The 13,246-nt window shown below is 71.1% G+C and carries 7 protein-coding genes; 5 read left to right on the top strand and 2 right to left on the bottom strand.

Going from position 1 to position 13,246, the window contains the following annotated elements; translation table 11 throughout:
• The first annotated feature begins 179 nt into the window (after positions 1–179).
• The 5 genes from acs (at position 180) to ACQP26_RS02065 (ending at position 9,520) form a co-directional block, all read left to right on the top strand.
• A complete protein-coding gene (acs, locus tag ACQP26_RS02085; RefSeq protein ID WP_269702792.1) occupies positions 180–2,168 on the top strand; it encodes an acetate--CoA ligase in 1,989 nt (662 codons plus the stop codon).
• 231 nt (positions 2,169–2,399) lie between these two features.
• Positions 2,400–5,183 (top strand): immune inhibitor A domain-containing protein, encoded by a 2,784-nt coding sequence (locus ACQP26_RS02080; protein WP_433494781.1) that lies wholly within the window; start codon positions 2,400–2,402, stop codon positions 5,181–5,183.
• Between the two features lie 356 nt (positions 5,184–5,539).
• Complete coding sequence (locus tag ACQP26_RS02075; RefSeq protein ID WP_433496074.1) at positions 5,540–7,942, top strand: immune inhibitor A domain-containing protein; 2,403 nt, start codon at positions 5,540–5,542, stop codon at positions 7,940–7,942.
• Between the two features lie 175 nt (positions 7,943–8,117).
• Complete coding sequence (locus tag ACQP26_RS02070) at positions 8,118–8,456, top strand: hypothetical protein (RefSeq protein WP_433494780.1); 339 nt, start codon at positions 8,118–8,120, stop codon at positions 8,454–8,456.
• A 131-nt stretch (positions 8,457–8,587) separates the two neighbouring features.
• A complete protein-coding gene (locus ACQP26_RS02065; protein ID WP_433494779.1) occupies positions 8,588–9,520 on the top strand; it encodes an alpha/beta fold hydrolase in 933 nt (310 codons plus the stop codon).
• A 1-nt stretch (position 9,521) separates the two neighbouring features.
• On the opposite strand, the gene ACQP26_RS02060 is transcribed toward ACQP26_RS02065, so the two are convergent.
• On the bottom strand, positions 9,522–9,887 hold the full coding sequence (locus ACQP26_RS02060; protein WP_433494778.1) for a hypothetical protein: 366 nt from the start codon (positions 9,885–9,887) through the stop codon (positions 9,522–9,524).
• The gene (locus ACQP26_RS02055) at positions 9,884–13,141 is read right to left on the bottom strand and encodes an SseB family protein (protein ID WP_433494777.1); all 3,258 of its coding nucleotides are present in this window, start codon (positions 13,139–13,141) and stop codon (positions 9,884–9,886) included. The genes ACQP26_RS02060 and ACQP26_RS02055 overlap by 4 nt, the downstream gene beginning before the upstream one ends.
• Positions 13,142–13,246: the final 105 nt, after the last annotated feature.

Below are 13,246 nucleotides of genomic sequence, written 5' to 3'. Positions count from 1 at the left end.
TGTTAATAAGGTGCCCTTCCTCTACCGGAGGCGTTAACAAGGGGCCCTTCCTTACACCTCGGCGCGGGGAGGGGGCCGCTGGGCGCGCGGTGCGGGGCGGGGCGGTCGCGGCCGGGGTACGCCGGGACTAACCTTCCCCGCATCAGGAGACGCAGGTCACGCGACGAAGGAGTCACCGCATGAGCGAGGCATTGGCCAACTTGCTGAACGAGACGCGCCAGTTCCCGCCGCCGGCTGAACTCGCCGCGAACGCCAACGTGACCGCCGAGGCGTACGAGGAGGCGGCCGGTGACCGGCTGGCCTTCTGGGAGCGCCAGGCCGGCCGGCTGGCCTGGGCCCAGCAATGGGAGCAGGTGCTCGACTGGTCGAACGCCCCGTTCGCGAAGTGGTTCACCGGCGGCAAGCTCAACGTGGCGTACAACTGCCTGGACCGGCATGTCGAGGCGGGTCTCGGCGACAAGGTGGCGATCCACTGGGAGGGCGAGCCCGGCGACACCCGTACCGTCACCTACGCCGACCTGCACCGGCTCACCTGCCAGGCGGCGAACGCGCTGACCGAGCTGGGCGTGACCGCCGGTGACCGGGTGGCGATCTACCTGCCGATGATCCCGGAGGCGGCGGTGGCGATGCTCGCCTGCGCCCGGGTCGGCGCCACGCACAGCGTGGTGTTCGGCGGCTTCTCCGCCGACGCGCTCACCAACCGGATCCAGGACGCCAGCGCCAAGGTGGTGATCACCGCGGACGGCGGTTTCCGCCGGGGCAAGCCGTCGGCGCTCAAGCCGACGGTGGACGAGGCGGTGGCGAACTGCCCGTCGGTGGAGCACGTGCTGGTGGTCCGGCGCACCGGTGAGGAGGTCGCCTGGTCGGCCAAGGACCACTGGTGGCACGAGACGGTGGAGACGGCGTCGCCGGAGCACGAGGCGCAGGCGTTCGACGCCGAGCACCCGCTGTTCATCCTCTACACCAGCGGCACGACGGCCCGGCCGAAGGGCATCCTGCACACCACCGGCGGCTACCTGACCCAGGCGTCGTACACCACCCACGCCGTGTTCGACCTGAAGCCGGAGACGGACGTGTACTGGTGCACCGCCGACATCGGCTGGGTGACCGGGCACTCCTACATCGTGTACGGCCCGCTCTCCAACGGCGCCACCCAGGTCATGTACGAGGGCACGCCGGACACCCCGCACAAGGGCCGGTTCTGGGAGGTCGTCGACAAGTACAAGGTGACCATCCTGTACACCGCGCCGACGCTGATCCGCACCATGATGAAGTGGGGCGAGGACATCCCGGCCGGGTACGACCTGTCGTCGCTGCGCCTGCTCGGCAGCGTCGGTGAGCCGATCAACCCGGAGGCGTGGATCTGGTACCGGCAGCACGTCGGGCGCGGCGAGCTGCCGGTGGTGGACACCTGGTGGCAGACCGAGACCGGCGCCATCATGATCTCGCCGCTGCCCGGTGTGACCGAGGCGAAGCCCGGCTCGGCGATGAGCCCGCTGCCCGGCATCGTCGCCGACGTGGTCGACGACCAGGGCCAGTCGGTGCCGAACGGCGGCGGCGGGTACCTGGTGCTGAAGGAGCCGTGGCCGTCGATGCTGCGGACGATCTGGGGCGACGACAACCGGTTCCTGGAGACGTACTGGTCCCGGTTCGGCGCGGGCGCGAACACCGGCGACGAGTGGGTCTACTTCGCCGGTGACGGCGCCAAGAAGGACGACGACGGGCACATCTGGCTGCTCGGCCGGGTGGACGACGTGATGCTGGTGTCCGGTCACAACATCTCCACGACGGAGGTGGAGTCGGCGCTGGTGAGCCACCCGTCGGTGGCGGAGGCGGCGGTGGTCGGCGCGACCGACCCGACCACCGGCCAGGCGATCGTTGCGTTCGCCATCCCGCGCGGCAGCACGGAGATCTCGGGTGACGCGGGCGAGCAGCTCATCGCCGAGCTGCGCAACCACGTGGCGAAGACGCTCGGCCCGATCGCCAAGCCGCGGCAGATCATGCTGGTGCCGGAGTTGCCGAAGACCCGCTCCGGCAAGATCATGCGCCGGCTGCTGCGGGACGTGGCGGAGAACCGGTCGCTCGGCGACGTGACCACGCTCCAGGACTCCTCGGTGATGGATCTGATCTCGTCGGGGATGAGCGGCGGCAAGTCCGACGAGGACTGACCACAGCCCGACCAGGGGGCGGACCGCACTGCGGTCCGCCCCTTCGTCGTACCCGGAATCCGCGCTGGTCGATCGGTGGACCCGAGCTGACCTGATCGGCCAGAGCACTTTTCCACCACTGTCGATGTCGCTGCTTGTCGGTTACGTTCAGCCGCACCGGCGGATTTCGACGAGCGTCAGTGAGACGGCCGGTTCCCCACCATTCTCTACGAACGGAGTGGCATGCTCCCCATGTCGCAGCACAGGGCACGGCGACGCTTACTCGTCGCGCTGCCCGCCATCGCGCTCGCGGCCACGTCGCTGACCGTGACGGGCAGCGCGGCGGCTCAGCCGGCCCGATCCGCACCGGTCACGATCGGGGCGGACGAGCACTACATCAACTACGCCGAGCCCGAGGTCCAGCCGGACACCGGCGGCAAGGAGGTCAAGGGCCGCGACGGCGTCTTCTCCTCGCCCGCCGACGAGGCCCGCGCCTACGACCGCAAGTACGCCGGGGGCAACCCGGTCGCCGCCCGCGAGCTGGCCAAGCTGGAGGCCAAGTCCATCCGGACCGGTCACAGCCCGCGGAAGATCAAGAAGGCCAAGAGCACGCAGACCGCCAAGCTGCTGACGCTGCTCGTCGAGTTCAACGACAAGGCCAACGACGACTTCACGAACGTGATGGTCCCGAAGACGGTGTTCGAGGACCGCACCTGCGTTCCCGGCACCGTGCAGAACGGGCCGCGGCACAACACGATCCCGAACCCGGCCACGCTGCCGCACAAGGACAACAACTCGATGTGGGTGCCGGACTTCTCCCCGGCCCACTACGACAAGATGCTGTACAGCAAGAAGGGCATCACCGAGCGGGTCCGCAAGGACCTGAAGGGGCCGGACGGCAAGCCGGGCATCAGCCTCGCCGGGCGGACCATGCACAACATGTACCTGGAGATGTCCAAGGGCGCGTACACCGTGGACGGGCAGGCCAGCCCGTGGATCACGGTGCCGCACTCGGAGGGCTGGTACGCCGCCTCACGCTGCTTCCAGGACGAGAACGGCAACTGGGTCGCCGGGCGTGAGCAGTCGATGAACGGCCACCCGGACAACCCGCAGGGCGCGGGCCGGCTCGCCACCGACGCGATCGACGCGCTGGCCGCCGCCGACCCGAACTTCCCGTGGGCCGACTACGACATCGAGGACCAGAGCGACCGCGACGGCGACGGCAACTACCACGAGCCGGACGGCGTGATCGACCACCTGGTGCTGGTGCACGCCAACCAGGGCAAGTCCCGTGGCGGCGGCGACGTCGGGATCTACTCGGTCTGGGCGCACTCCTCGACCGTGACCGGCGGCTACACGATCCCGGGCACCAACCTGAAGGTGTCGAACTACATCGTGCAGCCGGAGGACGCCGGCGTCGGCGTCTTCGCCCACGAGTTCGGGCACGACCTGGGCCTGCCGGACCTCTATGACACCTCCGGCAACGCCGACTCCGACGTGGACTTCTGGGACCTGATGGCGTCCGGCTCGCACTCCGGCGAGATCTTCCAGGCGCTGCCCACCCACATGGGTCTCTGGGACAAGTGGGTGCTGGGCTGGGCCGAGCCGAAGACGTTCGGGCCGGGCGACCGGGCCAAGCTGGTCAACCTCGGGCAGACGTCGCGTACGCCGGTAGGCACCGAGGACGGCATCAAGATCGATCTGCCGGACAAGGTGATCTCGCTGGCCACGCCGCACAGCGGCGGGAACATGTGGTACTCCGGCGCCGACCAGAACTGGGCCGACGTCAAGCTCAGCCGCACGGTGACCGTTCCGAACGCCGCTGACGCGAAGTTCTGGATGTGGAACAACTACGTCATCGAGGCGGACTGGGACTTCGGCTTCGTCGAGGTCTCCACCGACGGCGGCGCCACCTGGAACGAGCAGAAGGTGTACGCCGAGGGCGGCGCGCTGGTCTCCACGAATGACGGCTACGCCGACCCGAACGGCCGCATGGTCGACTTCGGCAACAAGAAGTACGGCCTGACCGGCAGCACCGGCGGCTGGCGGCACGACTACGTCGACCTGTCGTCGTACGCCGGGCAGACCGTGCAGGTGCGGCTGCGGTACGCGACCGACGAGGCGTTCGTGGAGCGCGGCTGGTTCGCCGACGACTTCTCGGTGACCGGCGGCGGCGCGACCACGTGGAGCGACGACGTGGAGAGCGGCGCGGCGGGCTGGACCCAGACCGGCGGCACCTTCACCGACACCAGCGGCGCGGGTTGGTACATCGACTCGGGCACGCAGGTGAAGTCGCACTACTACCTCGCCGAGTGGCGTAACTTCGACGGCTTCGACAAGGGCCTGAAGTACACCTACGACACCGTCTACTCGCACGAGGCGTGGAAGGTCGACCGGATCGCGTACAACGCGCCGGGCATGCTGGTCTGGTACCGGGACACCCAGCTCGGCGACGTCAACCACGTCACCGCGCAGATGACCGCCCTGCCCAGCTACGGCGCGAAGGGCGGTCTGCTGATCGTCGACTCGCACAACGACCCGCTGCGCCGCAAGGGCGTCGCGGCCGAGAAGGACCCGTCGGTGCTGAAGAACCTGCCCAGCCGGCCGCAGTCCTCCAACGCCGCGTTCGGCCTGAAGCCCACGTACCCGTTCAAGGAGTGCCTGGAGGCGGCGGACGAGCCGTACAGCGAGTACTGCACGAAGTTCGGCCCGCAGGCTCCGGTGCGTGGCTTCACCGACGCCAAGGGCTGGTACCCGGGCATCGAGATCCGCGACGGCGCCGCGTACGCGCGGGACAACGACGCCTCGGTGGTCATCCCGTCGCGGGGCAACCAGCAGTACACGACCCGGGTGGTGAACCCGGACGGCACGCCGGCGACGGACTACTACGGTTCGACGCTGGGTGGCGGGGCGATCGTGCTCGGCACCGGCAACCCGGGTGACGCGGGCGTCCAGTACGGCGTCTCGATCATCATCAAGCGGGCCGCGAAGGACAACTCGTACGCCCAGGTGTACGTGGTTCCGCCGCGGAGCTGAGCCGTACGTTCAAACCGGAACCGGAATGACCGGAAAATGAGCTGAAGATGCTCGATGGGGGAAGGGTCGGGAGCGCTCGCGCTCCCGACCCTTCCGCGCAGTCGGTTAATCCATGATTGTCACTGCACTCCATGATCGAGACATCGTTGCTGGTCAACGGCTCGGCGACGGGCCGGCGTGTGACGGTGGAAAGCATTCCCAACAAAAAGTTGCTACAAATCGACGCACACATCTTCCCACCAGTCGCAGCAGTGTCTATGTTCACCATTGGTCCCACTAGTGGGACGTTCCACCGGCCCGTACCCCCAGTTGGGCCGGTTCCCTCACACCGGAGGTACCACGTGCGCAAAGTCGCAGTGGGTCTGCTCGGGCTTTCGCTGACCGCGACGGGGCTGGTGGCGGGCACGTCCGCCAGCGCCGCGCCGACGCCGAAGCTGCCGGCCGCCGCTCCGTCGGTGGCCGAGCCTGCGCAGGCTGAGCACGACCTGCCCAACCCGCTCGAGGAGAAGCGGCGCGCGCTGCGCCAGGAAGGCCTCAGCGAGGTCCTGTCCGGCAGGGCGAAGGCCCAGAAGATCAACGGCAGCACCGTCGTCAAGGTCGGCGAGAAGGCTGCCGCCGGTTCCGCGGCGGGCAGGTCCGCCAAGAGCACCAAGGCCGGCAAGGGTCCGACCGAGGACCAGTACATCGAACTCTCCCGCGAGCGGACCGACAAGATCTTCGTCATCCTCGCGGAGTTCGGCGACGAGCGGCACCCGAACTACCCGGACCAGGACACCGACCCGGACACCCCGGGCCCGACCCGGTTCGACGGTCCGCTCCGCAACCAGATCCCCCAGCCCAACCGTGCGGTGGACAACTCCACGGTCTGGCAGGCCGACTACAGCGCCGACCACTACCGGCAGCTGTACTTCGGCACCAACCCGGGCGACGAGTCGCTGAAGCAGTACTACGAGGCCCAGTCCTCGGGTCGGTACAGCGTCGACGGCGAGGTCACCAACTGGGTGAAGGTGCAGTACAACGAGGCTCGCTACGGCCGTTCCGACGGCTACCCGTGCGCCTCGAACGTCTGCACCAACACGTGGGCGCTGGTCCGCGACGCCGCCAACCAGTGGGTCGCCGACCAGAAGGCGCAGGGCCGCTCCGACGCGGAGATCGCCGCGGACGTCAAGGCGATGGACGAGTGGGACCGGTACGACTTCGACGGCGACGGCAACTTCAACGAGCCGGACGGCTACATCGACCACTTCCAGATCGTCCACGCCGGCGGCGACCAGGCCGACGGTGACCCGTACCAGGGTGAGGACGCCATCTGGAGCCACCGGTGGTACGCCTTCGCCAGCGACCAGGGCAACACCGGCCCGGAGAACTTCCCGGCCGGCGGCACCCAGATCGGCAACACCGGCGTCTGGATCGGTGACTACACGATCCAGCCGGAGAACGGTGGCCGGAGCGTCTTCTACCACGAGTACGGCCACGACCTCGGTCTGCCGGACGACTACAACGTGGTCAGTGGTGGGGACAACAACAACGAGCACTGGACCCTGATGGCCCAGAGCCGGCTCGGCGCCAAGAACGACGGCGGCATCGGCGAGCGCGGTGGCGACCTCGGCGCCTGGAACAAGCTCCAGCTCGGCTGGCTCGACTACGAGGTGATCGTGGCCGGCCAGAAGCGCACCCTGGAGCTGGGCCCGCAGGAGTACAACTCCGCCAAGGCCCAGGCCGCCGTGGTGGTGCTGCCGCAGCGGGAGTACACGTTCCAGAACGGCAAGCCGTTCGAGGGTACGAAGCAGTTCTTCTCGGGCAACGACGACGACCTGAACAACACGATGACGCGCACTGTCGACCTCACCGGGAAGACCAGCGCCGCGCTGTCGATGAAGGGTCGCTACAGCATCGAGGCGGACTACGACTACCTGTTCTTCGAGGCGTCCACCGACGGTGGCCAGACCTGGGCCTCGCTGCCCGGTACGGCCAACGGCACCCCGCTGAAGGAGATCTCCCCCGGGCGCTACGCCCTGGACGGCTCCAGCAACAACCAGTGGGTCGACGTCAACATCCCGATGGACGCGGTCGCCGGCAAGGTCGTGCAGTTCCGGCTCCGCTACCAGACGGACGGCGGTGTCTCCGAGGGCGGCTTCTACGGTGACGCGATCACCGTGACCGCCGACGGTCAGACCGTCCTCACCGACGGCGCCGAGGCCGGTGCCAACGGCTGGACCCTCAGCGGCTTCAGCATCGTCGAGGAGACCTACACCCGTAAGTTCGACAACTACTACATCGCCGGCAACCGGTCGTACGTCTCGTACGACAAGTACCTCAAGACCGGCCCGTACTTCTTCGGCTACGCGAACACCCGCCCGGACTACGTGGACCACTACGCGTACCAGGAGGGTCTGCTGATCTCCTACTGGAACCTGCGGTTCGCGGACAACGACACGTTCGCGCACCCGGGTGAGGGTCGGAACATGATCATCGACGCGCACCCGCGGCCGATCTACAACCTGACCGGCCAGCCCTGGCGGGCCCGTGTCCAGGTCTACGACGCGCCGTTCAGCCTGAAGAAGGCCGACTCGTTCACGCTGCACCTCAACAGCCAGCCGCAGTACATCCGCGGCCAGGCGGCGCAGCCGCTGTTCGACGACACCAAGCAGTACTGGTACCCGGAGCTGCCGAACCACGGCGTCAAGCTCCCGGCCACCGGCACCAAGATCAAGGTTCTGGAGCAGAACGGCACCTCGCTGAAGGTCCGCTTCTCCTGACCCACTGATCGACGCACCACGCGATGCCCGGGCGGGGAACCGCCCGGGCATCGCCCTTTCCGGGGAACCCGGCACACCGCAACGGCGTCCCATCCCGGTGACGCCCCGCACCACGCTGCCGGCCGCGTTCGCGACGGCCTTGCCCGCCGGCGCTCGCAGCCGAGACGGAGGATCCGTGTCCGACGACCACCAGCCCGCCACCGGCGACGCGGCCTCGCCCGCCGGTCGCCCCACGCCGCGCTCCGCCGGCGACCTGCCGACCCTTCGCCGGCCCGCCGGCCCGCCGAAGAAGCCGACCGACAACCGGCCGACGGGCGTCGTCGCCGGCTGGATCACCAGGGGCGGGTCCGGGCCGTGCTACGGGCTGATGGACGAGAACGGCACGGAGTACGCGGTGTACGGCCCCAACGCCGGCGAGCTGCGCAAGGGCGACCTGGTCACGCTGCGGCTCACCGCACGGGACCGCTCCGTCGACTGCGGACCCGGCATCCCGATGCGGATCATCGAGGATTGACAGCCGGTAGCGGCGCGTTCACACGCCTCCGGAGCATCGGGGTTCGCGGTTCCGGGTGACCGCCCGGAGAAATCCCTGATCCTCGTCACCTGCGGGGCCGGTAGGTGACCGGCAGCCCTAGGCTGTGCCCCATGACCGACCAGCGCGGCGGACCCGTCGACGAGTCCTGCGTCCTGCCCGAAGGGCCGTGGACGCACCGGTTCGTCGGCGCCAACGGCAGCCGGTTCCACGTCGTCGAGGCGGGCACCGGCCCGATGGTGCTCTTCCTGCACGGCTTCCCCGAGTACTGGTACGCCTGGCACGAGATGCTGCCGGCGGTCGCCGACGCGGGCTTCCGCGCGGTCGCGGTCGACCTGCGCGGTTACGGCGCGAGCGACAAGCCACCCCGGGGGTACGACGGCTACACGCTCGCCGCCGACGTCGCGGGCCTGATCCGGGCGCTCGGCGAACGGTCCGCCACCGTGGTCGGCACCGGCGCGGGCGGGCTCATCGGCTGGACCGCCGCCTCCTTCCACCCGACCCTTGTGCGCCGGCTCGTGGTGCTCGGCGCGCCGCACCCGCTGCGGCTGCGGGCGGCCATCTTCGCCGACCCGCGCGGCCAGTTCACCTCGGCCACCGCGACCCTGAAGTTCCAGCTCCCCCGCTACGAGCACGTGCTGACCCGGGACGACGCCGCCGAGGTGGAGGAGATCCTGCGCCGGTGGGGTGGCCCGCGCTGGGTGTCCGGCTCCGACTTCGCCGACTACGCGCACTGCTGCCGGGTGGCGATGCAGATCCCGCAGGCCGCGTTCTGCGCGATGGAGGGCTACCGCTGGGCGTTCCGCTCGGTGCTGCGGCTGCACGGCTACCGCTTCGTGAAGCTGATGCAGAAGCCGCTGGTCACGCCGACCCTGCAACTGCACGGCGCCCTCGACCGTGCCTCGCTCCCTCGTACCGCCCAGGGCTCCGGCCGCTACGTCACCGCCCCGTACGAGTGGCGGCTGCTCGACGACGTGGGGCACTTCCCGCACGTCGAGGCGCGGGACCTGGTGCTCGGCGAGATCCTGCGCTGGGCGAAGTCCTGACTCAGACCCGCTGCTCGCCCAGGTCGGCCACCTCGGCCGCCGGCGCCCAGCCCTGGTAGACGCCGAAGTCGAACGCCTCCAGCCCCATCGCCTCGGCCACCGGCCAGCGCCCACCGGTGTACTCCAGCCGCAGCCAGCCGTCGTGCTCGGCCAGCACGATGAACGGCTGCCCCTGCCAGGTGCAGGTGGTCCGCACGTACGCCAGATCGTCGACCTCGGCGGCCGACACCACCCGGACGTACCGGCCGGGGCGTACCTCGGTGAAGCCCTCGTCCGGGCCGGGCTGGTACAGGCGGATGTTGTCGCCGTCGGGGCTGGCCTGGTACTCCCGGCCCTGCCAGCGGGCCACGTAGCCGTCGCGGGTCACGCCTCGGCCGCCTTCCGCCACAGCAGCTCGTCGGTGTCCAGCACCGCGACCAGCTTGCTGTCGCCGTCCGCGCCGACCCGCCACAGCTCGGCGCCGTGCGGGAGCCGGGCACTGTCCACCTTGAACTCGGCGATCACGTCGCTGCTCTCCCCCGGCGCGAAGCCGTTGCCACGGAACGGGGGCCGCTCGATCACCCAGCCCTCCATCGCCCGCATCGCCGTCTCGGTCGGACCGCCGTACGGGATCCGGTAGAGGCTCGGCCGGTAGGCGGGCCAGCGCAGCAGGTAGATCTCCTCGTCGTCCGGGGAGAACGGCGAACCCGGGTGGCCGAGCCCGAGCGCCCGGTACAGCTCCGCCGGGGTACGCAGGTGCGCCAGCTCCCCGGCCCGGTGCACGAAGCCGGAGACCCGGTCGTAGCCACGCTCCAGGTAGTACGCGAGCTGGCTCGCCGCGATCGCCTTCTGCATGGTCACCGGCCGGTTCGCGGCGATGGTGGGCGCCTCCGGGCGCTGTCGTTCCGCGGACTGCGGCGCGGCGGCCGGCTCCGGATCGTCGCCGAGGCCCACCTCGGCCGCCCAGTTGGCGAGCGCGAGGACCTGCTCCCCCGGGTACGTCGCACCGACCGGGCTGCCCGGGTTGACCCGGAACGACCACGCCACATCCGGCCACCTGCGGATGAGCTGGACGAACTTGACCCGTACCGTCTCGACCTGGCCCTCGGTGTGCTCGGCCAGGCGTTCCGGCGAGGTGTAGACCGAGACGCACCGCTCGCCGTCGACCCGGTCGGCGTGCCAGACGAAGCCGGGGTCTCCCGGCCGGCTGCCGGCGGCCGAGTCGGGCGCGACCGGCAGCAGCACGCGGGCCAGCAGCAGCGTGGTGAGGAATCCGTCGGTGCTGCCGCTGCCCGCGGCGGCCAGCAGGTCTTCCTCGACGTCGTTCGCCGGTACGAAATCGGCGGCCGGTCCGTCGTCGGACGGCGGGACGTCCGGCGCCGCGGGCGCTGCGGGCTCCGGTGTGGACAGCGCTTCGGTCGGGTCGTCGGAGGCGAACAGCGACGTGGTGACCGCTTCGTCGGCGGTCGCCGGCTCGAAGAGGGACACGGTCGGCTGGTCCGCCGGCACGTGGCCGGACAGCGACACGGTCGGCTCGGCCGAGACCGGACCGGTCAGCGGGGCGGTGAGGTCGTCCGGCACGGGCAGCGCTGTCGTCGGCTCCGCCGAGACCGGATCGAACAGCGACACCGTCGGTTCGGCCTCCGCCGAATCGAACAGCGACACCGTCGGCTCGGCCGACGCCGACGGCGTGAACAGCGGCGCGGTGACCTCGCCCGCCGGGGCCGGCGACTCGAACAGTGACGTGTTGGGCTCGGCCGCCGGCGCGGGCGACACCGTCGGCTCGGCCCCGGCCGGACCCGACAGCGACACGGTCGGCTCGGCCGACGGCGACGGCGTGAACAGCGGTGCGGTGACCTCCGCTGCGAGGGCCGACGGCTCGAACAGTGACGTCGTCGGCTCGGACGACGACGCGAACGACACCGTCGGCTCGGCGGGCGGCGTGCTCCGGTCGGGCGTACCGGTGGCGTCGAGACGGGTCGGCGCCGGCTCGGCGAGGTTCACCGTGTCGTCGGCGACCGGCGCCGCGGAGAGCGGCATCGTCGGGTCGGTGGTGCCGGCCCACGGCGTGGTCGCGTCCTCGGCCGGCTCCGGACGTATCGGGCCGGCCTGCTGCGCGGACCAGAACGGCGCGGGCTCGGTCAGGTCGCGGGCCTCGATCACGGTGCCCTCGATGACGATGGGTGTGAAGTCGCGGCGCGGCGCGGGCGGCGCGGAGACCGGCTCGGCGATCGACGGGGGCAGTTCCTCCACCGGCTCGGCGAGCGTCTCCCACCGCACGGTCTCGCCCTCGGTGCCGTCCGGTGCGGCACCCCACCCGTCGGCGGCGGCCGGTCCGGCGTTCGCTGTCGTAGCCGGTCCGGCGTGCGTCACGGTGCCCGGTCCCGCGTGCGCGGCCGGGCCGGCGGGCCGCCGGGGCAGCGTCTCGGTCGCGTCCTCGGCCGGACGGGTCGGCCGGAACGCCTGGGTAGCCTCCTCCGACCGGGACGTCGGCGGCGGCTCGTCCGGTTGCGCCGGGAACGCGTGGGTCGGGCCCTCGCGTACCGGCTCGTTCAACGGCCGCCGCCGTGGGAACGGCTGCCCGCCGGCGAACCGGGTCGGCGGGGTGGCCCGGTCACCGGCCCGGCGCGACGGGTCCAGCGACGACGGGCGCCGCGCCGATCGGCCACCGGACGAGGGCTCGAAGAAGGAGCGGGACGGCGGCGGCACGGAGGTCGCCGGTGACTCGTCGGGCGGCGCCGCCGGGGCGGCGGCGAAGGGGTCCGGCTCGTCCGGGCGGCGGCGCAGGTCGGTGAGCCAGCCGTCGAGGGCGTCCGTATCGGGCTCGGCACCGGGGGCGGTCCGGCTCGGGACGTCGTTGTCCGGTGCCCGGCGGCGGGGCGGCACGGTGGGCAGCCGCCGTCCCAGGACCGAGGCGGCCCGCATCGGCACCGTGGACGGCTCCTCGCCGCCCATCAGCCGCTCGGAACGGCCCGGCACACCGGCAGCCGGCGGCACGGCCGGGAACGGCACCGCGGGCGGCGGCACGGCGGGAGGCGGCACCACGGGCGGCGGCACCGCGGCCGGGGGCACGGCCGGAGGCGGCACCGCAGGCGGCGGCACAGCGGCCGGCGGAAAGACGGCAGAAGGCACCGGAGCAGGCGTGACGGCGGCCGGCGGGACGGGAACGGCCGGCGGGCGGGGTGCGGGCTCGGGCACCGCGTTGCGCGCCCCCCGGGTGGCGTTCTCCACCCGTTCTAGCCGGGCGCGGGCGCCCATGGTGCGGCCGGGAAGCCGGATGTCGCCCCGGGAGAGCTGGGCCACGTACCAGGCGGGCAGGTAGCCCTCGATCGGCAGGCCGGGGTTGACCGCCAGCCACCATTCGGGGTTGGGCCATCCGGCCGCCAGGTCCGGGTAGGGGACGCGACGGGTCGGCCCCGCGTTCTCCCCCAGGCTCGCGCGCAGCGCGGCGGCCGACGTGAAGGCCAGCACGTGGGTCCGGCCCCCGGCGGTCCAGGTGCCCCACCCGGCGGACGGCCCGCTCGCGACCGGAAGCAGGAGATCGACGCGCGTCAGCACGCGGAAGTACTGCTGCTGGTCCTGCGCGCGCAGCGCGTCCCGCATCGCCACCTCGGCCTCGGTGGCCGGCTCCCATCCGGTCACGGCCACCTCTCCTTCCGCGAACAGGCCACAGGCATCGCCTACAACCTACAAGGTGGCAGCAAGATCAGGACTTCTGGCCATCGACGGGCGGCCCCGGACTGAGCG

It is taken from the genome of Micromonospora sp. CA-248089, assembly GCF_050948515.1.
Lineage (GTDB): Bacteria > Actinomycetota > Actinomycetes > Mycobacteriales > Micromonosporaceae > Micromonospora.
Note: the sequence above shows the minus strand (reverse complement) of the source record. Positions and strands in the feature narration are given on the sequence as shown.